At 45.0% G+C, this 26,979-nt stretch carries 20 protein-coding genes; 8 read left to right on the top strand and 12 right to left on the bottom strand.

Annotation, left to right across the window (positions count from 1 at the left end):
* Positions 1-10: 10 nt before the first annotated feature.
* Positions 11-874 carry an OmpA family protein gene (locus tag F3J22_RS12770; protein ID WP_167017699.1) on the bottom strand — a complete coding sequence of 288 codons (864 nt, stop codon included), beginning with the start codon at positions 872-874 and terminating at the stop codon, positions 11-13.
* A gap of 466 nt (positions 875-1,340) precedes the next feature.
* Between F3J22_RS12770 and F3J22_RS12765 the strand changes: the two genes are divergently transcribed.
* From F3J22_RS12765 to F3J22_RS12755, 3 genes are all read left to right on the top strand, one after another.
* The gene (locus F3J22_RS12765; protein WP_167017697.1) at positions 1,341-2,360 is read left to right on the top strand and encodes a LacI family DNA-binding transcriptional regulator; all 1,020 of its coding nucleotides are present in this window, start codon (positions 1,341-1,343) and stop codon (positions 2,358-2,360) included.
* Positions 2,361-2,849: 489 nt separating this feature from the next.
* On the top strand, positions 2,850-3,959 hold the full coding sequence (locus F3J22_RS12760; protein ID WP_167017695.1) for an SGNH/GDSL hydrolase family protein: 1,110 nt from the start codon (positions 2,850-2,852) through the stop codon (positions 3,957-3,959).
* A 70-nt stretch (positions 3,960-4,029) separates the two neighbouring features.
* Positions 4,030-4,704 carry a DUF1349 domain-containing protein gene (locus F3J22_RS12755; protein ID WP_167017693.1) on the top strand — a complete coding sequence of 225 codons (675 nt, stop codon included), beginning with the start codon at positions 4,030-4,032 and terminating at the stop codon, positions 4,702-4,704.
* Positions 4,705-4,783: 79 nt separating this feature from the next.
* On the opposite strand, the gene F3J22_RS12750 is transcribed toward F3J22_RS12755, so the two are convergent.
* From F3J22_RS12750 to F3J22_RS12700, 11 genes are all read right to left on the bottom strand, one after another.
* Positions 4,784-5,962 carry an FAD-dependent monooxygenase gene (locus F3J22_RS12750; protein WP_167017691.1) on the bottom strand — a complete coding sequence of 393 codons (1,179 nt, stop codon included), beginning with the start codon at positions 5,960-5,962 and terminating at the stop codon, positions 4,784-4,786.
* Between the two features lie 183 nt (positions 5,963-6,145).
* On the bottom strand, positions 6,146-7,132 hold the full coding sequence (locus F3J22_RS12745) for a TlpA disulfide reductase family protein (RefSeq protein WP_167017689.1): 987 nt from the start codon (positions 7,130-7,132) through the stop codon (positions 6,146-6,148).
* A 16-nt stretch (positions 7,133-7,148) separates the two neighbouring features.
* Positions 7,149-8,339 (bottom strand): TlpA disulfide reductase family protein, encoded by a 1,191-nt coding sequence (locus F3J22_RS12740; protein WP_167017686.1) that lies wholly within the window; start codon positions 8,337-8,339, stop codon positions 7,149-7,151.
* A 49-nt stretch (positions 8,340-8,388) separates the two neighbouring features.
* On the bottom strand, positions 8,389-10,512 hold the full coding sequence (locus F3J22_RS12735) for a carboxy terminal-processing peptidase (RefSeq protein ID WP_167017684.1): 2,124 nt from the start codon (positions 10,510-10,512) through the stop codon (positions 8,389-8,391).
* Positions 10,513-10,551: 39 nt separating this feature from the next.
* Positions 10,552-11,370 carry a hypothetical protein gene (locus F3J22_RS12730; protein WP_167017682.1) on the bottom strand — a complete coding sequence of 273 codons (819 nt, stop codon included), beginning with the start codon at positions 11,368-11,370 and terminating at the stop codon, positions 10,552-10,554.
* Positions 11,371-11,388: 18 nt separating this feature from the next.
* Positions 11,389-12,870 carry a RagB/SusD family nutrient uptake outer membrane protein gene (locus F3J22_RS12725; RefSeq protein ID WP_167017680.1) on the bottom strand — a complete coding sequence of 494 codons (1,482 nt, stop codon included), beginning with the start codon at positions 12,868-12,870 and terminating at the stop codon, positions 11,389-11,391.
* A gap of 22 nt (positions 12,871-12,892) precedes the next feature.
* Entirely contained in the window at positions 12,893-16,552 is a 3,660-nt protein-coding gene (locus tag F3J22_RS12720; RefSeq protein WP_167017678.1) for a SusC/RagA family TonB-linked outer membrane protein, read from the bottom strand.
* Between the two features lie 63 nt (positions 16,553-16,615).
* On the bottom strand, positions 16,616-17,734 hold the full coding sequence (locus F3J22_RS12715) for a FecR family protein (RefSeq protein WP_167017676.1): 1,119 nt from the start codon (positions 17,732-17,734) through the stop codon (positions 16,616-16,618).
* Positions 17,731-18,279 (bottom strand): RNA polymerase sigma-70 factor, encoded by a 549-nt coding sequence (locus F3J22_RS12710; RefSeq protein ID WP_167017674.1) that lies wholly within the window; start codon positions 18,277-18,279, stop codon positions 17,731-17,733. Before F3J22_RS12710 ends, F3J22_RS12715 begins: the two co-directional genes overlap by 4 nt.
* A gap of 367 nt (positions 18,280-18,646) precedes the next feature.
* Entirely contained in the window at positions 18,647-20,809 is a 2,163-nt protein-coding gene (locus F3J22_RS12705) for a DPP IV N-terminal domain-containing protein (protein ID WP_167017672.1), read from the bottom strand.
* A gap of 58 nt (positions 20,810-20,867) precedes the next feature.
* On the bottom strand, positions 20,868-21,815 hold the full coding sequence (locus tag F3J22_RS12700; RefSeq protein WP_167017670.1) for a HEAT repeat domain-containing protein: 948 nt from the start codon (positions 21,813-21,815) through the stop codon (positions 20,868-20,870).
* Between the two features lie 161 nt (positions 21,816-21,976).
* Between F3J22_RS12700 and F3J22_RS12695 the strand changes: the two genes are divergently transcribed.
* From F3J22_RS12695 to F3J22_RS12675, 5 genes are read left to right on the top strand one after another with little or no spacing between them, the layout of a single operon-like run.
* Positions 21,977-23,236, top strand: a complete 1,260-nt coding sequence (locus F3J22_RS12695) for a dihydroorotase family protein (RefSeq protein ID WP_167017668.1) — start codon at positions 21,977-21,979, stop codon at positions 23,234-23,236.
* A gap of 28 nt (positions 23,237-23,264) precedes the next feature.
* Positions 23,265-23,741 carry a DUF4199 domain-containing protein gene (locus tag F3J22_RS12690; RefSeq protein WP_167017666.1) on the top strand — a complete coding sequence of 159 codons (477 nt, stop codon included), beginning with the start codon at positions 23,265-23,267 and terminating at the stop codon, positions 23,739-23,741.
* A gap of 46 nt (positions 23,742-23,787) precedes the next feature.
* A complete protein-coding gene (locus tag F3J22_RS12685) occupies positions 23,788-24,741 on the top strand; it encodes a glycosyltransferase family 2 protein (RefSeq protein ID WP_240155043.1) in 954 nt (317 codons plus the stop codon).
* Between the two features lie 42 nt (positions 24,742-24,783).
* The gene (locus F3J22_RS12680) at positions 24,784-25,926 is read left to right on the top strand and encodes a glycosyltransferase (protein WP_167017664.1); all 1,143 of its coding nucleotides are present in this window, start codon (positions 24,784-24,786) and stop codon (positions 25,924-25,926) included.
* Between the two features lie 27 nt (positions 25,927-25,953).
* Complete coding sequence (locus F3J22_RS12675; protein ID WP_167017662.1) at positions 25,954-26,973, top strand: dehydrogenase; 1,020 nt, start codon at positions 25,954-25,956, stop codon at positions 26,971-26,973.
* The last annotated feature ends 6 nt before the right edge of the window (positions 26,974-26,979 follow it).

Below are 26,979 nucleotides of genomic sequence, written 5' to 3'. Positions count from 1 at the left end.
TCGGGTTGAATTAGTTACCTGGTTTTTCCAGCAGTTTGAAGAACTGGTCGAGCTGAGGCAGGATCACGATTCTGGTTCTGCGGTTGGCAGCTTTACCTTCCGGTGTATCGTTGGATGCCACAGGAACGAATTCAGAACGGCCGGCAGCAGTCATCCTTGCAGGAGGAATACCGTATTGGTTCTGGAGGATACGAACAACGGAAGTAGCACGTTTTACGGACAGATCCCAGTTGTCGAGCAGTACGTTCGGGCGGTAAGGCACGTTATCGGTATGACCTTCCACCATGAACTCGATGTCAGGCTGGTTCAGCAGTACTTTGGCTACTTTACCCAGTACATCTTTTGCACGGTCAGTTACATCATAGCTACCGCTTTTAAACAGCAGTTTATCAGAGATATCGATGTAAACCACACCTTTTTCTACTTTGATGTTGATGTCTTTATCATCCAGGTTACCGATGGCGCCTTTCAGGTTGAGTACCAGCTGCATGTTCAGCGAATCTTTGCGGGCGATAGCACCTTGAAGATCTTTGATGTATGCATCTTTTGCACCGATATTATCCAGTGATTTTTTGATGCTTTCTGCCTGAGAGCTGGAGATAACAGAGAGTTCTTTGAGGTGTTCCAGCATCTGGCTGTTGTTAGCTTTCAGCTGGTCTTGCTGATCGGTCATATTTTGAACACGATCCTTATAAGCAGCAGCTGCACGAGCTGCATCTTCATCACATTTCTTCAGTTGTGCTGCTGTGCTGCGGTATAAACTGTCCAGGCGGGCATTTCTTGCCTCAGATTCCCTCAGCTTGCGTGGAGCTGAACAGGATGCCAGTACGGTACTGATTGCAAGCACAGGCAGGACAAAACGTTCTATTTTCATAAAATGCACTTTTAAATAATCTGATAATTTTACTTAATACGTTGACTATAGGTATCCCGAAGGTAATGCTCCATATGCAAATAACAGGCCGAAGCGGGCTAATCTTAACAAAATCTTCTTAAAATGTCATTAATTTTTGATTAGTAGCAAAGAAATAAATATTATTGCATTTATATATCTGTCTAAATTACTGTATTAGATCTCGCTGGAACAACCTCATTCTTTCCGCCTTTTACCGGATCATTTATAAGAAGCCTGAAGTATTCAGTGGCTGATTTTTCAGTAGATGTCAATTAAATAAAAAGCTTTAGGCATATGTCAAGTTCTATAAACTATTACTATTTTCGTTAAAATACTGTTCACTAACTTTAGCGTATTATCAAATAAGCAGGAAACTTTTATAATTTATAAGAACTTAGTAGCCAGCTTGTTCACTGTAACTATTTTCCATTAATTGCTGAAATGTATGAGAAAGGTGGTTTCTTCGGGTCAACCGACAATAAAGGAAATTGCTAAGCGGCTGAATATCTCTGTATCTACCGTATCAAGGGCATTACACGATCATCACAGTATCGGGTTAAGGACCAAGGCAAGGGTGCAGGAACTGGCCGCAGAACTGGGATATGAGCGCAATCAGACAGCGATTTTCTTCCAGCAGGGCAAGACCTTTACGATTGGTATTTTGCTACCCGAACTCTCGGAGGCATTTTTTGCCAGTGCTATTAGTGGTATTGAAGATGCTGCCTACAGCAACAACTACACAGTACTCCTCGGGCAGTCGCACGACGATGAAGCCCGTGAAAAACAAATTATCCAGAGCATGAAACACCATCGGGTAGATGGTATTATTGTGTCTGTCGCCAAAAACACCCGCAACTACGAACATTTTGAAATGCTGCGCCAGGCCAGGATCCCGGTCGTATTCTTCGATCGTATCCCCAACCTCGCCGATATCAACAGCGTTTCCTGCAACCTGGAATCAGGTACCGTAGAAGCAGTGGATTTCCTCCTGAAAAAAGGGCATCGCGTGATCGGCATGATCAACGGCCCGGAACAGATGGTGGCCAATAAAGACCGCACCAACGGCTATATACAGGCACTCAGCAAACATCGCCTGAAGTATGACCCTGAACTGATCGTCAACTCAGACCTTACCGCAGCCGGCACCACTACTGCCATGCAACACCTGCTGTCGCTCAAAAGAAAAGTAACCGCAGTGGTTACCTTCAACGACTATGTAGCCATGGATGCCGTTCAATATGCACTCAAACAAAACCTGGAGATAAACAAGGACATTACCTTCGTTTCATATGCCAATACACCGGTAAGCGGATATACCGCCTTCCCGCCTGCTGCATCCGTAGAGCAGTTCCCCTATCAGCAGGGACAGGCAGCCACCAACATGCTGCTGGATATTCTCAACGGAAAACATGCGCTCAACGATTATCAAAAAATGATCATCGAATCAAAACTGGTATCTCACTAAAAAAATAAATGATTATATTGTGGTGGGCATAACTGCCGATAACCCTGCCATAGTTGCGTTACCATGGCAAAGGCTACCTGACTTACTGTTCATTGTTCTAAATAAAATTGTTCACTGTTGCGTAACTTACCACGCTTCATTGTTCACTGTACGCACCTGAAAAGATGCGGTCTCTTCTAACTGATGGCGCTTAATTGTTCACTGTTATGCGCCTTTCTGTTCACTGTCTAAATAAACTGCTTTTCTTACGTCAGAAGTTTTACCCTCTGTATTAATTGCTCCACTATTTTACGCAAATGTTTTAACAATTTCTTTACGCAAACGCTTGCGCTATCAACGCAAGCGTTTGCGTAATTCCAGCGCAAACGCTTGCGTAAACGTATCTTGATTTGTGTAAACCATACACAGTATTGTCGCGGTTCTTCAAAAAAAATCTCAGCTATTTTTATTATCCTTGTTCCCATTATTCTATCAGACATCCTTTCAATAATGAAAAGAAAATTCCTACGCTGGCTAAAGCCCTTGATTCCGGCGGTACTATTATCAACCATGCTGCAGGCACAGAACAAGGAAGCCGCCAAAGACCTGGTATTTCACGATGCCCTTGAATTTCCGGTCATAGATAAATACCACCACGAAGCCAACTACAACAGGATACCAGAAAAATTCAAAACCACGGTGCGTCCGGAGATATGGTCACTGGGCCTCAACTCCGCCGGGATTGCCATCCGCTTCCGCTCCAATGCCTCCAATATCACCTGCAAATGGAAAGTGAAAAACATAGGAAACCTGCAAAACATGAACGCTACCGGTGTGCGCGGGCTCGATCTCTATGCACTCGTTGGCGAAAAATGGCAGTTCGTAAATAGCGGCGTTCCGGAGGCTACCGCCAACAACCAGAAAACACTCTTCAGCGGCGGCAAACCCGAATACCGCGAATACCTGCTCTTCCTCCCCTTATATGATGGCGTAGATTCCTTATCCATCGGCATCAACAAGGAAGCAGAAATTACCCAGCCTGCCACGCAACATCTGCTCAATAAAAAACCTATTGTTTACTACGGCAGCAGTATCGCACAAGGTGGCTGTGCCTCCCGCCCCGGACTGGCCTACACCAATATGCTGGTGCGTGAAATGCAACGCCCTATCATCAACTTCGGCTTCAGCGGCAATGGTATGTTTGAAGCAGCTGTAGGCGAAATCCTGCTCGAAACAGATCCCGCCCTGTACGTGATAGACTGCTGCCCCAATACCGCACCGGAACTGATCCACGAACGTGCCGTAAAACTCGTGCAACAGCTCCGCGCTAAAAAACCCGATGTACCGGTACTGCTGGTAGAGAACTATATTTATGAGGCAGCTTTCTTCCAGCCAGCTATCATGGATATCGCTGTTAAAAAACAGGCCGAACTGAAAAAAGCCTATGATGAGCTGATAAAATCGGGGGTTAAACATCTCTATTACAAAACTGCTGAAAACTTTATCGGTACTGACCATGAAGGCACTGTAGACGGTATACACCCCTCCGATTTAGGCATGAAAGCCTTCGCAGATCATATATTGCCAATACTGCAAAAACTGACCAAAGGTCAGCCTTAATAACGCACACGTTGCAGAGGACCGCATCCTTCGCAACGCCTTGCCATCTTTTATTTCAAACCCACTTTTTATGAAAAGCGTTTATGCTTTCACGTTACTATTCCTTTTTACCGTGCTTGGTGCAAAGGCTACCAACTTTTCTGATTCTATACAAATTGCAGGTATGCCTGGCAAAGGCAGCTGGATAAACCAGCCTGCTAAAACGATTATCAAAGGAAATAATCTGCATTTATTTGCACCGAAAGAAACAGATTTCTATCATGCACCCAATGGCGGCTTCAAAGCCACCTCTGCTTCTATCCTGCTGTTTCAGCCAGATTCTAATTTCACCATCACTACTAAAACAAAAGTAGCTTTTGGAAAAACCTATGACGGCGGCGCTATCTTCGTATATGCAGACACCACGCATTACATCAAATTCCTGTTTGAATTCAGCCATTACGGCAAGTATGCCGTATGCTCAGGGGTTACAGATGGAGTAACAGATGATTGCAACAACGCCGTTGCTGCGAAAAATGAAGTCTATATGCGACTGAGTAAAAATGGGCCTGTATACGGGCTTTTCTATTCCCTGGATGGGAAAGAATGGTTCTGCGCAAGAATGGTACGCTTTAATCCTGGTGGAAACATCAGGGTAGGCTTCTCTTCACAGGCGCCGCTCAGCGCTACCTGTGAAACTGCTTTTGAAAATATACAATATGCGCCTGTAGGCTTTAAAAACGGTAATACCGGCGAAATAAAATAATGGTGGCGCAATTTTGATAAAGGCTGCCCAAAAAGCAAAAGAAGGCTTTTGGGGCAGCTTTCTTCGTTATGGATATATTTTATGCGTATTGCTTCAATGTGATCGAATTGGCAATCCTGTTGGGCATTTCTATCATCATATTCTTCCAGGGGGTATATGGTAATATCTTCCACATCAGCTGGCTCATCCAATATTTCAACCAGGTGCTGGGTACAAACCATTCGGCGCCGTCAGCCATCTGCTGGCAACGCTCTGCCATTGGCCTCAGTTGCGTTTCATAACTGGCAAATGCCTGCTGATAATCACCATTAGCTTCCTTCAGTTCTCCTGCCAGAATATAAGCACCCAATACCGCCAGACTCGTCCCCATGCCCGACATAGGAGAAGCACAATGTGCCGCATCCCCCAAAAGCGCCACCCTACCCTTCGACCAGCTGTCAATTTTAACCTGACTGATCGCATCAAAATAGAAGTCCGGCGCATTGTCCATCATCTCCAGCAATGCCGGCACCTTCCATTCTTCCCGCGCAAACTTCTCTCTTACTATCTGCTTTTGCTGACTGATATCCCGATAATTATAGGGAATATCCTTATCTGCAAAATAGAAAGATGCCCGCGCCTCTGTACCTTCTTTCGCACCAAATACGCCTACACGTTTACCCAATGTGCTATAGAAAACACCATCCATATTTAATTTCAGGAAGTCGGGCGTAGTGAAGATGGCCACATACAGCCCCAGGTGCGATACACATTTCGCTTCACTTCCAAAGGCGATCGTACGCACTTTGGAATGTAATCCGTCGGCCCCTATTACCAGGTCAAAATCACATGGCAGCTGTTGTTTAAAAGTCACCGTTACACAATCGTTATGCTCTGTCAGCGATGTAATGCTATCATTAAAAATATACCGGACATTTTCCCTGGTGGCTTCATACAAGATATTGGCCAGGTCTCCACGCATTATTTCCAGCTCACCACTGGTAAATGCATCAGGAAAGCTCCCTACTTTAGCATTATGCTTATCTACTATATTAATCTTACCGGCACGTGTTTCAAATTTCTTAATTTCCTCCAGGAGTTCCATTTCTTTTAATACAGATAATGCTACCCCGCGAAAATCAACAGCATAGCCCCCTGGCCTGATGGCAGGCGCCTGCTCAACGATAGTAACATCAAATCCATATTTATGCAGCCAGAAGGCAAGTGCAGGCCCTGCGATACTGGCGCCTGATATCAGAATGGTTTTGGTCGTTTTCATGCTTCAAAACTAGGCAGACAGCATCTTCCGGACAATCTGCCATCGGCTGACAAATATAAAATCCCGGTAAATGATCGGATTTCTTCGGCAAAAGCACCATTACTGCTATCATAAAAAAAGGCTGACCAGACAGTATACTACTGCTGGCCAGCCTATTCATTATTCCGGGGAAAACTCAGTTAATCATTTACCTGTTAATCGCTTCAAAATAGTTTCGATTTCTTCCTTATGCGAGAAATCCAGATTGGCAGCAATCATTCCATCCTTGCCAACGATCATGACATGTGGAATACTGGTGATGCTGAATAGCGGTGTAACACCCTCTTTTGGTGAAAGTCCGCCGGGAGTGACAACCTGCCCCCATTCCATATGCTGCGCTGCCATCGCTTCTTTCCATTTTTTCACATCTTCATCTATAGACACACTCAGAAATACGACGCCTGCATCTTTGAAATTATTATAATGCTCACGCATCTTTGGAATGTAGGCCAGACAAGGTGCACACCAGGATGCCCAGAAATCCATCACGACGATTTTACCGGAGAAATCTTTCATAGAAACAGGTTTACCGGAAGGATCAGTCATTTTGAAGTCCTTCATAGGCTTACCAGCACTCACCTTCTCATAGTCATTCAGTTTTTCTTTTAACTGTTTGCCGTAATAGGATTGCTTACCTTCAGCCGTAAGCAGGTTATAAACTTCTGCGGTGTTATCATAATCGAAGGCTAACATTCTGGCAATAAACGGCGCCACAACCTCTCCCCGGTTAGCTTTCAGGTATTCCTTTGCCGACAGCTCACTTTTCTTCCATTTCAGGTATGCAGCGTTTGCGACACCACCTTTCAAACTATCGGCAGTAAGTGTGCTGAAATCCCCATCAATGGTATAGCTGACATTTTCCAGAAAGACCAGGAAACTCTTTGTACTAATCTTCAGAATTACCTGCTGCGGATGGTCCAGTTTTCCGCTGTAAGTGAATACACCATTTTCAATTTTCACTTTCGGTGAAACTACCGTATTCATGGAACCATCAGGTCCTTCCTCCCGTAGTTGTACAGAAGCCGAACCACTGATAATACCACTGACCTTACCTTTTATGACAAAGCCATCGTCTGCAAACGTTACCAATGGCGCCAGCAGCAACACAACAAGCCTGAGAAAATATTTCATGTAGTAATGAATTTGATTATTTGGAAGAAGTGATATTTTTAGCCGAAGGCGTATTTTCTTTTCCTAAGATTTCACCGATTTTCTTATCCAGGTCTTCACCATATAAATTCTTCGCCACCACTTTACCATCGGGGCCAATCAATACGTTCTGCGGAATAGCAGATACACCATAAGCGCCTGCAGCAGGCTCACTCCAGCCTTTCAGGGAAGAAACATTTATCCATGGCAGTTCATGTTTTTCTATACCATGCAGCCAGCCTTCACGTTTGGAATCCAGGGAAATGCCCAATATTTCAAAAGCAGGGCTCTTATACTTTGCATACATTGATTTCAGTGCAGGCACCTGTGCCACACAAGGCGCGCACCAGCTGGCCCAGAAATCCAGGAATACATATCTGCCCTTAAAATCGGCCAGTGAGATCATTTTTCCGTTTACATCCGGGATAGTGAAGGCCGGCGCCACTTCGCCCACTTTCAGGTTATGAGGCACTCCAGGTACATCCGCACCACCGTCGCCAATTTTTAAACTTAAAGGACTTGGGTCTATTTTACCAGGATGCAGATAACGCTGCACAATGCGACTGTTCACCGCATGTTCACCAAGTGTTGCGATCGTAGAATCTCTTTCATTCTTCGCCTGGTAATAACAGGTCAGAATATAGCCAGATACACCTGAGTTCTTATGTCTGGAAATCCAGTCCTTAAAAAATTCATGTCTTTTCATGGTCAGGGCCGTGGCTTCTTTCAGGTAGAGATCTGCCTTATCTTCATCTCCTATTTCCATGGCTTTATGATAGGAAGCTTCCAGGTCCTCCAGCTTTTTACCTTCACCCACCGCGATATTCAGCCTGTTATCTATCTCCTGCCATTCCGCCACCCATGGAGCACCTGTATATTTCGCATCATTAAAGTCATTACCCTTTATCTGCATTTTACCATCTTCCAGGTAAAAAACACTATTCAGCGAATCCTTCGCATCGCCGATCTGTATAAGATATACGCTACCTCCTTTCGGCATCGGCATCGTAAAACTAAATTTGTGATTTTTTACGATACTCGAATCTACCTCACCGGAATAAGGTTCGTATAACACCGCTTTCATGCCATCAGTAGCTTTCTTAAGCTCACCTGTAATAATGGCGCCTTTTTGTGCATAAGCTGTAAAGCCGCTCACACTCAATACTAGTGTCAGAAATTTTTTATTCATTTTTAAATTTTTTAGGTAGACGATTTAAATATCTTGTTACGGGTGATTGCTATTTATTTGTTTCGTTGACCATATCCGCCAACACTGCAATGGTTTCAGCCAGGTATACATCTTTTGCCAGGCGATCCAGCATAATTGAATAATTGGGAGATACCTCATTCTCAGGTGATTTGAATGCCGGATTCAGGTTACGGTAAATGGAAGGAGAGATATGCAGTAAATGTGCTGCAGGAAGCTCTCTGTTAACCTGAATATCCTTTTTGTATTTTTCCATCTGCTTATACTGCTGCCGGAATGCCACGAACTCCAAAGACATTGGCTGGTCAGGGAAAGTATTCAGCTTTTCTGAATTGGAGGATATATTGCTGAAAGCTGTGTTATGCTTTATTCTTTCTTTTGCCTTTGCTACAACGCTGTCATAATTGAATGGGAATGCCAGTTTTTCAAATGGCTTAAGGATGACAGAATCAAATGGCAGCGCGGAAGGAAAGTCTTTCTCCCTGCTTCCCTGGAAGCTGATACGATCCTGCAAAACGATATCCGGTATAACGCCTTTTAGCTGTGTGGCACTACCGGTAACCCTGTAAAATTTCTCTACTGTCAGCCGCATATTTCCATAGTTCACATCTTTAGTACCAAGTGCTGGGTCACCCATTTTTCCAATGTTCAATGTTCTCTGTGCAGTTCCTTTTCCATAGGAAGAAGAAGAGCCTACAATAATAGCACGGCCACGGTCTTGCATGACAGCTGCAAATATTTCTGATGCAGAAGCGCTGTTTTCATCTACCATCACCGTCAGCGGACCTTCATAATTGGCTTTGGTAGCAGTCATCGAATAGCAATCGATACTATTCTGGTTACGAAGCCACGACACAGGTCCGCCAGGCAAAAAGGCGGTAGACATTTTCACCACCTGGTCAAGCGCTCCGCCACCATTGCCACGCAGGTCCATGATCATCCCATCTACTTCCTGCGCTTTCAGTTTTTCTACTTCCTTTATAATATCAGCAGCAGAACCATTACCCGCACCGCCAGACTGGTCCATATAAAAAATTGGCAGGTAGATATAGCCGAATTTCTTGCCATTTTGTTCAATAATGGCACTTTTTGCCCTGCTTTCTGTATCATTTACCTGTGCACGTCTGACAGTAACCGTTCTGGCAGTTTCGCCCGGCTGCTGAAGCGTGAGCTTTACCTCCGTATCCTTATCACCACGGATCATGTTCGACACTTCCGTGGACTCCAGTCCGCTCACATACTGCATTTGTCCGTTTACATCAGAAATTGCAATGATATTATCGTTCTCTTTTACCACACCGCTTTTTAAAGCAGCCCCGCCAGGAAGCATCCGTTTAACGAAGTAATCAGCCTCCTTTACACCTAACTCCATTCCCAGACCATAATACATTTTGTTAAGCTGCTGGTCCAGTTTATCATCCTTAGGCCCGGCAAATGTTGTATGCGGATCTATTTCCATCATGGCTACTGCCATATACTGGGTAAACAATTCATTAGCATACTTCTCCGTCAGCACTCTCTTGAAAAATAATTCCAGCGCCTTGCGCGTTTTCTCCCTGGATTTTGCTTCCAGTACCGGATCCACTTTATTCAGTTGCTTAGCTCCCTCTCCTCCTGCAGCTTCCAGTTCCAGGTAATTATTCAGGGTAGTATACTTCAGCCTTTTCCGCCAGAGATCTTCCCGCTCCTTCAACGAGGTTGGAGCAGGAAGTTTTTTTCTGTTCAGAATGGCTGATTCCTGAATCGTATAGTCAAAAGGGTTAGCTAAGATTTTTTTATAGAGATCATTGCATTCTTTCAGTCTGCGATTGTATATAGCGTACGTTGCATCGAAGAAAGCTGTCTGTCCTTCATTAAAATCCTCGTCAATACGTTGTTTAAATCCGGCCAGACTATCCAGATCTTCCTGGAGAAAAATATTTCTGTTTACATCTAATGTCTGGATAAAACTGTTCCAGACATTTTCACTATAGACATTATCAATCGCCCTCAGATGATAATGCATTTTTTTTACTTTAGAAATGGTCGCTGCAACGGTTCCTTTTCTAAAAGCCGGTATCTCTGCTGAACTGGAAGGTATCTGCGCATGCGCTGCAAAACCTGTCAGGGTAGCACCAATGAATAGCAGTCTTTTATTTCGGTCAAAAATTTTCATATAATCTCAAATATTTTAAAGAAGATCTTCTGATATAACTTACTGCGCTGCACCAATTGCCTGTAAGTCAATGCCCATGCTATTGAAGTAATCAACGACAGCTGCATATTTCTTTTTAATGAGCCCCCTCGAATCTACCTTTGGAGTGAATATTTCAGCTGTAGCTTCAGCCTCTGAATGACTGGCGATATACTCTACATATCCCAGGAAATCCACCATCATATTGCTGATTTGTCCTGGTAATATTGGCTCTATAATGCCAAAGGAGTATTGTGTAGTGGCAATCATCGCATTATAATCAGGCGGACACAAAGCCACAAATGACGGAGGAATTGTCAGGGTAACTGCCTTAAATGCCCTGTCAAAATAATTCCGGTGCAGGCTTCCTCTGATCTTTCTTAATTCAGCAGGACTTTTAGACACCAGCGTGCTATCTGCCCAGCCAATGCAGAGCATACTTCTCGTATTGGAAAACCCTTTTACATTACGGTTGCCGCCTGTACCTATATACGAAGCCAGTAAAACCTTTATAGGCAAAGTTTTTCTCAATATTGAATCCGGGTACCGGTTCAGCACCTCCTTCTTAAAAAGGTCAAGCACCGCAGGGATATACGCCGGGTTTGCCGCAAAAGCACTGTCGGATAATTTGTCGGTATAATTGTAAGCATAATCTACCTGCGAAAACTTATACAGGATATAGGTATCATACTTCTTGTATATAGAAAAAATGGTATCGTCGTATGCTGCTGTCCCCTGAGGAATTTTGTATAACGGTGCTGCCGGACTGGCCGTCAGGTCTTCTTTTTTGTTACACGCTGTCAGTAAAACAACTGCTGTCAGCAAATAAAATATTTTCATAAACAGTATTATTGAAGATTATTCTGCTTTTCTCAATCCTGAGATAGTCGGGTTTGGTGTTAATGCAGGGTTTCTGGTCATAGCGCTTTGCGGTATGGACATGATATACTGCGGATCGCGGCGTTGCAATTTGTAATATTCGGTAACGCCTGCGGCAGGCAGATAAGCATGTGTGATAGATGGCATGCCGTATCTTCTCAGATCAAACCAGCGGTGACATTCCTCTGCATACAGTTCCCGGCGTCTCTCCGATCTGCAGCTATCCAGCATTTCAGTGGCAGGCAATAATGTCCATGGTTTAAAGTCTGCCGGCATAAACCTGCCCTGTCGCAGCGTATTCAAAGCCTGCAAACCTTTACTACCCGCTGTTGCATCTCCCTTCATGCGGTACATCTGTATGTAAGCCTCTGCAATATTCAGGTAGGCTTCTGAACTTCTCCAGGTATTTGTGAGACCATTATCACCAGTTAACCCACCCGTCAGATTTTTCTGGGAGGAATAGTCAAAGGCAAAAATAGACTTCAATTCATCCGGCGTCTGCATAATGGATACCTGGGCTCTCAAATCAGCTGGCTCAAAACAATTAGCCAGATCATGCGAAATATTATAGCAGGTACCATATGGCGGCAGGCTCTGTTCATTTACATTTCCATAACACCATATCGTTTCTATATTAGCTCTTCCTGTTAATGGCTTGGCGAATATATCGTCTATGCCAATCCATTCATTATAATCCATCAGCTGCGGATGGTCTTTGATAACCACCGCTGCATGGCTGATTGCCTGATCCCATTTTTCTTCATAGAGATATACCCTGCTCGCCAGGAGATGAGCTGCCAGGTAGGAGATCCTATAGGCTTCTACTTTACTTTTATGCAGCTCCATCAGATATATGGCACTATCCAGGTCCTTTTCGACCTGCTCATAGACTTCTTTCACGGTACTCCTTGCCAGGTACTGATCAGATAAATTGGCGGATAATCTTAACGGAACACCCGGGCTCTTGTCAGGGGTAGTAGTAGAATCGTTATAGGGTTTGCCATAAATATTTACGAGCATAAAATGATAAAATGCCCTTAACGTATAGGCTTCCCCTTTATACTGATCTTTCTCTGCCTGTGTACCGATTGATTTATCGAGGTACTGCAATGCAACGTTGGTGCCCAGCAATACCCTGTAATACGCTTCCCAGGTATCTACAGTGGGATATCCTTTTGAAGGAGCCGTGTTATCGAAGTTGGGTTGCCACTGATAGAAATCGCGTGCTGTGCCCGCTTCACCAGCTATAAAGGGCGCATAATAACATTGCACATCATCTGTCAGATAAACCATCCATGGTTGTAAGAGCTGACTTCCTACCGGATATCCTTCTGTATAGAGGATCTCTCCAAAGTCGGCCGCAGTTTTAGGAGTAACTTCTGTTTGTGAATATTCCCGCAGGAATTTTTTACACGACATTAAACTTAAAGTTCCCAGAAGTAGCAATATCAGTTTCTTCATACTGAAGGATTAAATATTTTTATTAGAATGTCGCGCTCAATGAAAAGGCGTATTGTCTCATCTTTGGCAGTGCAGAACTGCCAACGCCGTCAATTTCAGGATCCTGACCATGCAGCTGTTTGTTGGCAATGGTAAATACATTATTTACTGAAAATCCGGCAGTAGCACCTTTTATGTAATATTTCGCCAGCATAGACGCCGGAATACCGTAATTGATATTGATGGCATTACAGCGGAGATAATCATTACGCACCACTCTTATATCCGATAAATTATACGCGGTATAAGGATTAACCTTATTGATTAATGGCAATCCCTGCGCGTCCAACGTAGCATATGGTATTATTAAATAGTCTTCATATGGCGCCATACCCATCATCGCGGGAACATTGGTATGTTGCTCATCACCAGGCTTTCTCCAGCGATTAAAATAATCACGTGTCACATTGGTATAAGGTGCAGGAAGAACGCCTACCTCCATTGCCTTCAGATAAGGATCATTCAGGCGTTTGCTACTTCCAAGGCTAACATAGAGCGATGCACTGATAGAAAAAGATTTGTAGGTGAAGGTAGGTGTGATACTACCGGAGAATTTCGGAAAGGTCTGTCCGGAATACACCAGGAATGAATCCGGTATACTGGCTTTAGCCTGGTTTATTTTATCAAAAGTTGGCAATCCGGTATTATGATCTAACCCTTTGAAAATATAGGAATAGAATCCTGATACCGCCTTGCCTGCAAGGTGCCCGGTTCCGGTAAATAAATAAGCATAATTACTGAGATAGGCCTGATCAGATACCCGGTTAATGACCTTACCAGCGATAAAATTCATCGAAAATCTGGCATACTTTCTTCTGATAAGCGTAGCATTGATGGAAACATCCACACCACTATTGAATAAATCACTGCCATTCCGATACATCATTCTTCTCCCGTATTCCAGTGGTATATCTATATTATCCAGTACGTCTACCGTTTTTTTCCGGAAGTATTCAACTGATAATGTCAGGCGCCCATCCAGAAAGAATGCATTGGTACCAAAGTTCCACTGGCCGGTTTTTTCCCAGCGCAGATTAGGATATGGCAATGTTTTGATACGGAGATATGGAACATTGGTATAGCTATCCGCCGATCCATTTGACGCATAAGTAGCAATGAGCTCAGGTCCTACCGCACTCACCACATTTCCTTGTGTACCATAAGATACGGTGAATCCTAAATCACTGATAACAGCACCAACCGGGAACCACTTTTCTGCTGCGGCGTTCCAACGTCCGGAAATACTGTAGTTAGGTAAAAATTTTCCGTTTGAATATTGACCGAATCGGTTAGAGCCATCACTTCTGATCGTTCCACTAAAAATGTAGCGGTTCATCAGATTATACGCTGCCGTGCTGAATAATGAAACGGTGTTTTGCAGATCATTCATAATAGTAGTATTACTTATCTGCTTCCTGGATACATCTGCAGGAAAGAATGCCTTGCCTCTGTCAGGAAAATAACCAGGCTGTGTAGAATAGATACTATTACCTTGCTGGCTGCTTACTTCATTAGCAATGGAAAAATTGACCTGGTCCCTGTTATTAAATACACTGGTGCTATATTCCAGTGTATTGACCATCCTCAACATTCTGCTGGAAGAGGTAATCATATCAGCAATCCCACCATAAGGAATGACTGAACCCATAAAAAAAATACTCTTGATATCCGGGGTCTCTCCATAATTCCATCCTCTCAGATTGGCGATGTAATAAGATTTATCATCAGCCGCAGACATGCCACTGGCATTATTAATGATAGCACTCGAACTGTTACGGAAAAACCAGCCATGGCCAATCTTATAATCTAACTGCACATTCAAACTGGTTGAATTGGTAGCGCTGGTATTTTCTGTATGCGCTATCTCATTCAGGATATTAAAATTCAATGCATTTAACTGCTTCCTGATATCCAGGTAGCCATAAGAATCCCCATTAACTGACATTCTCTGCGGATAAAAAGCATCCGGACTATATCCCCTGTTGGTTTGTAAAGCATATCCCAATGGATTAGCCGACCTGTAATAACCAGTGGAATTACTGAAGTTACTGTTGAGCGTAACATCCAAAGTCAGCCGCTTACTCAAACGGGAATGAAGATTGACATTTGCACCATAGGTTTTTTTACTATCATTGGTAGCAGCGCCGTAAAAGTTGGTATAGTTCAATGAGGCATAATAAGTGGTTTTATCATTTCCTCCACTTACGCTCAATGAATGCTGCATACTCAGCTGGCTTCTGAATAGAAGCTTAAACCAGTCTGTATTACGGGTTTCCATGGCAGCCACTTTTTGGTTAAAAGTTGCCTCATCAATATTTCTTGCATACAAATCCTGCAACAAACCTTCGTAGGAAATATTTTCTTTTACACCTGTCGTGACGCCACTATTTATAATTCCATCTTCCTGCATCTGCTTTGAAAATTCCAGGCGCTCTTTGGAATTCATCAAATTCAATCTATTGTAAGAAGGCCGCCCGGTATAACTTACACTGGTATTATATGACACTTGTGCAGGCCCCGATTTACCACGTTTGGTAGTCACCACAATGACGCCATTCGCAGCACTGGTCCCATAAATAGCAGTAGCTGCCGCATCTTTCAGTACTGTAATACTCTCAATATCATAAGGATTTAATCCACTGATCGCATTGCCCATCAATTCGAAATTCGATTGAGAAGCACTGCTGATCATATTATTTAATACTGCAGAAGAGATGTCTACCGGGTCAGGGCGAACCATACCGTCTATCACCCATAAAGGCTGAGCATTTCCCAGCAACGTAGACGTACCACGCAACCTGATGGTAGGTTTTCCATTTACGCTACCCGTTGTATTCACGATCATCATACCGGGTACTTTTCCCTGCAACATCTGATCTACACTGGCAACTCCCGGTTGTATAATATCTGCTGCCTTCAATTTAAAAACAGAACCCGTCGCCAAACGTGGATCAATTTTCTGGTATCCATTTACCACTACCTCTTTGATTTCCCTGGCAACGGTATCCATTTTAAATTCGACCAAACCTTCAACACCAGCCTTTACATTGTATACCAGCGATTTCATCCCGAGCCTGGAAAAAATGATTTCTTCATTCGGATAAGGCACCAGGGTAAAAAGACCGTCTGGCTGAGTTACCGTCATTAACTTAGAGGCATTGGCCCGGATACTGACGCCGGACAACGGGTTGCCGCTCGGATCTGTCACCCTTCCCATTAACACCACCGAGGTTCTCGTTTCCCGGCTATCCTTCAAAATATTAGCCGCTGATGGCGTTTCCTTTTCATAAATGGTAATACCACCTGTCGGGTCCAGCTCATATACAAGGTTAGTGTTAGATAAAAGTTTCTTTAACAACTCACCCAGTGAAACGTCTTTCACATCAATGGTTACAGATGGCTGTTGACTGATCAGCGCTGTGTTATACGAAAGCTTCAGCTTTGCTTTAGTACGAAGTTCCTTCAAAGCCTTTCCCATAGGCAGGTTGGTAACCTTATAGGAAACCTTTTGCGACAAAACATAATTGGATTGTGCAGATACTACAGTACCATGGAGCAGCAGGAAAATTAATAGAATAGGTGCCCAGCAGGCATACAACGCCCACCCCCTCCGTTGGAAGGACAAGCCGGAAATTTTACTCATTAGTATGGTATTAAGATGTTTCGAGGCAACTATACGTTGCTATTGCATTGTTAAATGCTGGTATTATGGTTGATATATTACAGTTACAACTCTGTCATTAACCTCAAATTTCACTTTACGGTCGCTCTGATTGATTTTATTTAATACATCCTGCAACAACGCTGTATGGTTCATATCCAGTGTGAACCTGATGTTTGCCACCGCCGGATTTTCAAAATGAAAATCATAGTCATAGGTTCTTGCTAAAACAGTAGTGATATCTGCTAAAGTGGCATCATCAAAAAACAACTCCCCATCCTTCCAGGCAGTATAAGTGCTTACCTCTACCCACTGTGTACCAATTCCACCATGTGTTCCACTGTAAACGGCCTGTTGTCCCGGCTCCAGCAAAACGCTTCCCGTTTTTTTCTGTACCGCTATTCTTCCGCTAGCCAAAGTAGCCACCACATCTTTCGTATAGTTGTTCACGTTAAAAGCAGTTCCCAAAACCTTCATATCTACATCACCTGCATGTACTATAAACGGATGATTCTTATCAGGTGCTACATCAAAATAGGCCTCTCCCTTAACATATACCTCTCTTGTATGCTGATCGAAAGTTGCCGGGTAAATCAGCCGGGAAGCTGCATTTAACCATACTTTTGTTCCATCTGCCAGTTGCAAAAAAAACTGGGCACCACGAGGAATATCAAGCGTATCGATGGTGGCGGCAGCTGCGGTATTCCCCGCTTCATAAATGATGGCGTTCTTTCCGGCATCTACTTTTACCATACTGCTTTGCAGCAGCTGTGTATCTTTATCTATGGTGATCACTTTTCCGTCTCCCAGCTTCAGCTGTACCTTTGTTGTTGGCAGCTGGTCTGCCAGCTGTACTTTTTTATTGGCATGTCCGGATCCGCTCATCATCCACCAGCAGCCGGCGCCAGCAATCAGTAACAACACCGCTGCAGCCACTTTCAACAGGTTGAATATTTTTACTTTCTTTTGTTTACGCTGTTGTTCAAACAATGCCCAGCCGTCTTCCGGCGCAAATTGGTCCGCCCCCAGCCTGGCCTGCATTTCCCTTGCCGAAGCCAATAGCTCCAGCTCTTCCGGCGTAAGGCGTGCAGGGATATGGTTGTCATCCATCCCATCCAGGATCTTATCCCAGTCTATCCCCATTTCATTATCCTTACTATTCATATCCACAAGGTTATCAGTATGGTGATTAATTTTGCCATCCAGGCACATTCTTTTCTCAAAAACTGCAAAGACAATTTAATTTGCGTTTTTACTGTATTGATAGAAATGTCCAGTGCGGCTGCCACTTCTTTATATTTCTTTCCCTCCTGGGTACTCATCAGGAAAATCCGCCGCCGCTGTTCCGGCATTTTCGATATGGCGGCCCATAAGGCTGCATTCCGCCGCTCTTCTTCCTCCACATCCGTCGAAGGAAATTTATGCAATAGCCGCTCCATCACATGGGTTTCCTCCAGTGTCATTTTATCCGACTGCTTTATGTAATTCAGCGAAGCATTTCTGATGGCTTTCAAGGCATAGCTCCTGAAATCGTGTGTCAGCTGAATGGTATCCCGTTTTTTCCAGCAATAGAGAAAGAAGTCCTGTACTATATCTCTGGCAGCTTCTGCATCGTTCACTACATAATAAGCGGCTGTGCATAGGAGTCGATAGTGTAGCCTGAACTGTTCTTCAAATGAAACGGCTTCACCTGTATTTGGTTGATACATAATCCACTTTCCACCTCTGTTTATATGCCCGCAAAGTAGAAATAAATCCCGGTTAATTTCTATCATCAGCTTTTTCTGCTTTATGCATGATTGACATAGTTACCACTCCCTATCTCAATAAAATAGTTGTTACACATGACTCCTGACTATAGCTTCATAAGGTCTGCTACGGATAAAAACCTGTCTTGGATGCTGACCGATGCTATAGGCAACGAAATGGCAAAAAAGGGTGAAGGCAAATCATTATTTTTTTAAAAAATTTTTCCCTACGCACAAAAGCAGTGGATTTTAAAGAGAAATACAGCTGTATAAAACAAAAAAAGCAGGTCGTGATGACCTGCTTTTAATATCTCCTGATATAATTATCTTATTTCAGATATAAATCGAAATAATCTGTAATCTTCTGCATCAGGTGTACCCTGTCTTTTCCAAGCACATTATGTAAATGTCCCGGATATACGAAGTAGTCCATCTGCGTACCTGTGTCTACACAGGATTTCACGAACTTAATGGAATGCTGCCAAACCACCACATCATCATTGGTACCATGAATTAACAACAGGTGCCCTTTCAGATTTTTTGTTTTGGTCAGCAGGTTATTATCGGCATAACCCTGCGGATTTTCCTGCGGCGTATCCATGTAACGTTCTGTATACATCACCTCATACATGCTCCAGTCGATCACCGGACCACCGGCAACTCCCACTTTAAAAACATCCGGATGACGCAACATCAGGGAAGTAGTCATGAAACCACCGAAGCTCCATCCATGTACACCCATCTTATCAGCATTTACATATGGCAATGATTTCAGATAGGCGACACCCTGCAGCTGATCATTCATTTCCATTGTTCCCAACTGACGGAAAGTAGCCTGTTCAAAAGCCATTCCTCTGTTGGCACTGCCTCGGCCATCCATGGTAAATACGACATAACCATGCTGGGCCATGTATTCATACCAGAGGTTACCACTGGCAGGATAGGTATTTTTGATGAGTTGTACATTAGGTCCGTTATAGAGATATACAATCACCGGGTATTTTTTGGTAGAATCAAAATCGGTTGGCAGGATCAGTTTGCCATACAACGGAGTACCATCGTCGGCTTTAAGCGTAACGTTTCTGATCTCCGGGCGATTAAAGGCTTTCAGCGGGTCTGCGCTTTCGATCAGTTGTTGTTTGAATTTTGTTTTAACACCCAGCACCTGTGCCACAGCAGGCACATTGGCGGAACTGTAGGTATCCAGTACATAATTACCGTCGGTGCTTACCTGTGCTTCGTGCCAGCCGGCAGCATCATCGATACGACGCATGGCAGCGGTTTTCAGGTTCACAGCATACAGGTGTTTTTCCATCGGACTTTCCTTGGCAGTGCTTACAATTACTTCATTGGAGGCCGCCTGGAATCCCAGGATATCGTTTACTACCCAGTTGCCTTTTGTCAGCTGACGCTGTAACTGGCCATTGGTGTTATAGAGATATAGGTGCGTATAGCCGTCTCTGTCAGAATACCAGATAAACTGGTCATTTTTTCCAGGCACAAAGGCCAGCGCATGGCTGGGGTGCACATATTTTGGATCGGTTTCTTCAAACAGTGTTTTTACCAGCTCACCGGTAGTGGCACTGTATTGATTTAACCAGAGGTGGTTCTGTTCGCGGTTCAGTATCGCGATGTATACGGACTGCTGATCAGGGGCCCAGGTAACACAGGTCAGGTAATGATCTGCAGGCAGGCCTGTTTTCAGGAATACTGTTTTTTGGGTAGAAGGCTGATATACCCCCAGTGTTACTTCATGAGAAGTGCCACCGGCCATGGGATATTTGATAATATTTGCTTTGGCAGGCGTAACCGACCAGTCGGTAATCGGGTAATCATTTACCATGCGCTGGTCCATGCGGTAGAATGCCAGCAGATCGCCATTTGGCGAGAAGAAAATACCGCCATTGATACCAAATTCATCGCGGTGTACGCTTTTGCCGTTCACAATGTTGATATCGCTGTCGCTGGTAACGTTATGTGTCTGACCATCAGCGGTACGCAGGAAAAGGTTGTTGTTAACGGTCCAGGCGATCTGGCGGGATTTATTGTTTACGCTGATGTTTTCGGCGCCGGCTGGCAGCTCACACCAGGTGGCGGCTGTCCATTTGCCATTTTGCGGTGTAACGGTATATAGCTGTGTGCCTAATGCAAACCAGGCAGTAGTACTATTGATCCAGTGGAGGGCAGGCAGACTGTTAAACGTTCTGGAGCCGGAGAGCTGCTGGTTAAGTGTAGCGGCAGTAAGCAGGGTGTCTGCTTTCATGGAAGGAACGCTGTATTTCACCCAGGCATTGATTCCGTTGCCGGTGATGGCTCTTGTATAGGCTTGTTCGTCGGGTACCCATTCAAAGAGTTTCAGTCTTTCAGGAGCCAGCTCCATACGAAGGCCGTTAGTAGCTTCCGACATGGTATACATCCGCTGCTGGGCATAGGTGTTTTGCCAGGCATTCACTAAACATCCGGTCAAAAGCACCAGGAACGCTTTTTTCATCCTTTTTTGAGTTTTAGGATGCGAATGTAACCAAAACGGTAGTGTTTACCACGCGAAATCAGGTCATCTGCCAGTTGCGTTGCATCCATTCCTGCTCTTCCGGCAGTAAATATTCGGAGCGTTTTTCTCTGATCCAGGAGAAGGTTTTTCTTACTTCCGCCTTTACTGTCCTGAATTTCCAGAGATATTCCATACCCAGCATAAGATCAGTGAAACCGCTTTTTACTGCGTCTATATTGAGGTGAGGTACGTTGGTGCGTTTTTTTGATAGAAGGTCGGTAACGCGGTTGATCACCGCATGAATAGCATTTTCATCCCCGTATTTGTAAATAGCCTCCATCGCTTCTGTTTTCAGCTGGCCGCGCATCAGGTTACGGGTATAAAACATCACTTCTTTCTCTCTTTCTATATCTGCAATGGTGGCGAAAGCCATACTACGGATATCCTGCCTGGAATGCTCCAGCAGCCTTTTCAGCGCCTGCAGGCTCTTACGGGTGGCTATTTTATGCAACAAAAGCGCTATATAATATATATCATACTCATTTACAGTACGTTGCAAAACCTGTAGTGCCCATTCTTCCACCGCCGGGTTTTTCGTCTGGCGCAGCGCCAGCAGGGCGGACCTTCTCACATTGGCGTTATTGCTGAGGGTATTATTCAGTAATGGCTGAATATTGATATATCCGGGGATAGGCAACCCACGTTCGAGGTCCTGCTGAATACCGGTGACCATATCGGCATCCTGCTCCATCCGCAGGCGGTCGATAAGAAATCGTATTACTTCCGGTTCATTGGTATTACGGGCTAACTGGGCAATGATATAACCTGCGGCCCGGCGTTTTTCTTTATCTGGTTCATTTTCAATAAACTGATATAAGGTCGGAATATAGGCGTGGTTGGCCAGTTGTTCTGCCTCTCTGAGTGCCTGCCAGCTGATAGTCTGAGAATCGTGAAGCTGATCTGAGCGGTCGCATATCCTGTTGATTAGGTTTGTTAAATAATCCATCGCTATTGATTTTTGATCTGCTGTCTTAACATTTTCAAGAACCATACCAACATGGATGTATCGGCTTATTTGTATAGTTGGCCCTCTCCGATTAACAGTTTTATCATACATTTGCGACTGTATTTTTGGATCGGTTTCGATATAAAGCTCAGTACATACAGATGCACATATTACTCAAAAACGTAAAGATTTTAGCGCCTTCTTCTCCTTTCCACGGGCAGCAAAAAGACATTTCCATTCATAACGGTGTCATCCAACAGATCGCTAATCACCTGGAAGACAGCCATGCCTCGGTAATTTCGGGCGACAACCTGCATGTTTCCGCCGGCTGGATGGATATTTTCTCTCATTTCTGCGATCCCGGCCAGGAACATAAGGAAGATCTCAATTCCGGTATTCAGGCAGCTGCTAAAGGTGGTTATACTACTGTCATGGTGGTTCCTAACACCCAGCCAGCGCTTCATACCAAACCACAAGTCGAATATGTACTCAGTAAATCGCGCCACAGCGTAGTCAATGTACTCCCTATCGGCGCCGCTACCAAAAACCTGGAAGGCACTGGCATCGCAGAAATGTACGAAATGCATGAAGCCGGTGCTGTAGCTTTCTCCGACGGCTGGAAACCTATTCAGTCTCCCGGCCTGCTCCTGAAAGCCCTCCAGTATATCAAAGCCTTTAACGGCACGCTAATCCAGCTCCCGGATGATACCAGCATATCTGCCCATGGCCTGATGAACGAAGGTATCTACTCTACCAGACTGGGTATGCCCGGCAAACCGGCCCTCGCCGAAGAACTCATTATCCAGCGCGATCTTGAACTGACAAAGTATACCGATTCCCGCCTCCACATAACGGGCATCTCTACACGTAAATCTGTAGAACTCATTGCCAGGGCCAAAGCAGAAGGTATCAAGGTTACCTGCTCCGTAGCACCTTACCACCTTTCCCTTACCGAGGCTGCCCTGATGGACTACGATTCCAATTTTAAAGTAAATCCTCCGCTGCGTACCGATGATGATGTTAAAGCCCTGCAGGACGCCGTTAAAGACGGTATTATCGACTGCTTCGCCACACATCACCTGCCACAGGACTGGGACGCTAAAGTACTGGAGTTCGAATATGCAAAAAATGGTATGATCGGCCTCGAAAGCACCTTCGGCGTACTGCGCAAGCACCTGCCGGAAGTACCGCTCGAACAGCTGCTGGCTATGCTCTCCGAAAAACCACGTCAGATCTTCGGCCTCACCCAGCCTGCTATCCAGGAAGGTGCCGTCGCTAACCTGACCGTTTTCAATCCTGACCAGCAATGGACATTCACCGAAGCAGACATCGCCTCCAGGTCTAAAAACTCAGCCTTTATCGGAAGCGAGCTGAAAGGTAAACCTGTAGCTGTAGTAAACAACGGCCAGCTGTTTAAATAGCCCCCGGTCATCACCTAATTAATACCTGATGGAAAAAAAACATGTTAAATATGGGTTGATTACAGCCCTCGTTATTATCGTTCTTTCTTTAATTCTGGTTATCTTACACCTGGATACCCAAAGCTGGGCCAAAATGATCGGAATGCCCATCCTCCTCATCGGAGTGATCGTGTCATGTATTGCCTATGCAAAACAAGATAAAACAGCCACCTTTGGGACTATATTTGCCACCGGCTTCAGAACCGCTGTAGTAGTAGCTTTGATTACCGTAATGGGCACAGCGCTCGTGTATATCGTCAACCCGGCTGCCAGGGAACATAACCTGGAACTGGCCCGGCAGGATATGATTGCACAGCACATGTCCCAAAGCCAGATAGATGAACAACTGGAGATGAACAGGAAAAGCTTCTTCCCCGTGATGATCGGCACCGGTATCTTCTATCCACTGGTATTCGGAGCTGTTTTTGCATTGGTCGGCGCAGCGGTGGCATCAAGAAAAAAATAATTATACGCTCAATACAGCAATATTCTATTTCAAGGAGAAAATAATAATGAGCCTGAACATATCCGTCATCGTTCCTTTAAAAAACGAAGAAGAATCATTACCGGAGCTGGCAGCCTGGATAGATCGCGTCATGCAAGCCAACAACTATACCTACGAGGTATGGATGGTGGATGATGGCAGCACCGACACCTCCTGGCAGGTAATCCAGCAACTCGGTACCGAAAACCCTAACATCAAAGGCATCAAATTCCAACGCAACTACGGCAAATCCGCAGCCCTCAACGAAGGCTTCGCCGCCGCCCAGGGCGATGTTGTCATCACCATGGACGCCGACCTCCAGGATAGCCCCGACGAAATCCCCGAACTCTACAAAATGATTGTAGAAGACGGCTACGACCTCGTCAGCGGCTGGAAAAAGAAACGCTACGATAACGCCGTTACCAAAAATCTGCCCTCCAAACTCTATAACTACACCACCACCCGTATGAGTGGCGTAAAACTCCATGACATGAACTGCGGCCTCAAATCCTACCGCAAAAAAGTCGTGAAGTCCATAGAGGTTTATGGGGAAATGCACCGATATATTCCTGTTATCGCCAAATGGAACGGTTTCCGTAACATCGGCGAGAAAGTAGTAGAACACCGCGCCCGTAAATATGGTACCAGCAAATTCGGCCTGGAACGCTTCGTAAATGGCTTCCTCGACCTCGCTACTATCATGTTTATCAGCAAGTTCGGGAAAAGACCCATGCACTTCTTCGGTGCACTCGGTTCCCTGTTCTTCTTCGTCGGATTTATCATCGCAGGCTATCTCAGCTTAGCTAAAATCTTCTACGATAAATACAACATGACAGACAGACCTATCTTCTTCCTCGCCCTCCTGAGCATGATCATAGGTTCACAGCTGTTCCTGACCGGATTTATCGGCGAACTGGTTACCAGAAACGCCAGCGAACGCAACCACTACCTCGTTGAGGAAAGAATGAACAACGCTAAATAATGCCACACGGCCACCAGTAAAGGCCGCGAACGATATATAACAATGGCTCAGAAAAAGAAAATACTTATTGTCGGCACAGCCTACCCTTTCCGGGGTGGGCTGGCTGCTTATAACGAACGCCTCGCCGAAGAACTGCAACAGGAAGGCCATGACGTGGAAATATTCACGTTCACCGTGCAATACCCTGAATTCCTCTATCCAGGAAAAAGCCAGTTCTCAACCGATCCCGCACCGGCTCACTTACATATCAAACGGGTACTCAACTCTGTGAATCCACTTAACTGGATCAAAGTAGCCCGAATGATCCGTAAAATGAACCCGGACTATATCCTGATCAAATTCTGGTTGCCCATCATGGGACCTGCTTTTGGCACCATATTACGCATGGGAAAAAAGAAAAACCATACCAAGGTTATTTCTATCCTCGACAACGTAGTACCACACGAAAAACGTCCCGGTGACGTACCTTTCACCAAATACTTCCTCAAACCCGTGGATGCCTTTATCGCCATGAGCCAGTCTGTGCTCAACGATCTCCGCGTGTTTGAACCAACAAAACCTGCTTCTCTCATCCCCCATCCTATCTACGATAATTATGGGGAGCATATCTCTAAAGAAGCCGCCAGAGCAAACCTTGGATTGCAACCAGAAAAAAAATATATCCTCTTCTTTGGATTCATCCGCGCCTACAAAGGCCTGGATCTCCTGCTCAAAGCCATGGCAGATGAAAAGATGAAGAACATGGACGTACATGCCATCGTTGCCGGCGAATTTTTTGAAGATGCAGCCCCCTACCAGCAATTACTGCAGGAACTGCAACTCGGCGACCGTGTCATCATGCACACCGACTTCATTCCTACTGAAGCAGTTAAAAACTACTTCTGTGCCGCCGACCTGGTAGTACAACCTTATAAAAGTGCCACCCAGAGCGGTATCTCACAGATCGCCTACCACTTCAACAAACCAATGGTAGTTACGAAAGTAGGCGGACTCACAGAAATGGTGCCCGATGGTATCGTTGGCTTTCAGGCCGATCCTGAGCCAGCAAGCATCGCTGCTGCCATCGAAAAATATTATACCGGCAACCATGAAGCTGATATGACCGAAGCCGTCAAGGAAGAAAAATTAAAGTACTCCTGGCACCGCCTCGCCTCAGAAATTCATAAATTAGCCGGCGAAATCTAAACACAAATATCTAAACCCAAACCAGGCGTGATTTACAGAAGTAAAGCTCCTCTACGTATAGGCCTTGCCGGTGGCGGCACTGATGTAAGTCCTTATTCGGACTTATACGGCGGCGCTATCCTCAATGCCACCATCTCTTTATATGCCCGCGCTTCCATCGAACCGCTGACAGAAAATAAAGTCATCTTTGAATCGGCCGACAGAAGAGAATCCCTCTCCTACGACGCCGTATACCCATTGCCGTTAGATGGTAAACTGGATATACTGAAAGGTGTCGTGAACCGTATCTTCAAAGACTATGGTAAACTTCCTTCCGGGTTCAGACTCACCACCTACGTAGACGCTCCTCCGGGCTCCGGCCTCGGCACTTCCTCCACCCTGGTGGTAGCCGTTCTCGGCGCTTTCGCCGAATGGCTCAAACTCCCGCTGGGTGAATATGACATGGCTCACCTCGCCTATTCCATCGAAAGAGAAGACCTCCAACAGGCCGGCGGTAAACAAGACCAATACGCCGCCACATTTGGTGGGGTCAACTTCATGGAATTCTACGGCGACAAAGTCATCGTCAACCCACTCCGCATCAAAGACGTTTACCTGCATGAACTGGAAAATAACCTCGTGCTCTTCTACACCAGCACCAGCCGCCTGTCTTCCACGATCATCTCCGAACAACAGAAAAACGTCAACGAAAAGAAAGACGACAGCATCGCTGCCATGCATCATCTGAAAGAACAATCAGTAATGATGAAAGAAGCCCTCCTCAGAGGCACCATCGATAAAATCGGTGAAATCCTCGACTATGGCTTCGAACAGAAAAAGAAAATGGCACACGGTATCTCCAACCCACAACTGGACGAAATCTACGAAGCTGCCCGCAAAGCCGGCGCCAGCGGAGGCAAAATCTCCGGTGCAGGCGGTGGCGGTTTCATGATCTTCTACTGCCCGAAAAATACCAGGTTCCCTGTAGTAGACGCCCTTAACAAATTCGGCGGAGATGTTAAACGTTACCATTTTACCAATAACGGTGTTCAAACCTGGAGCATCTAACTTAAC

The sequence above is a fragment of the Chitinophaga sp. Cy-1792 genome (assembly GCF_011752935.1).
Classification (GTDB): Bacteria; Bacteroidota; Bacteroidia; order Chitinophagales; family Chitinophagaceae; genus Chitinophaga.
Note: the sequence above shows the minus strand (reverse complement) of the source record. Positions and strands in the feature narration are given on the sequence as shown.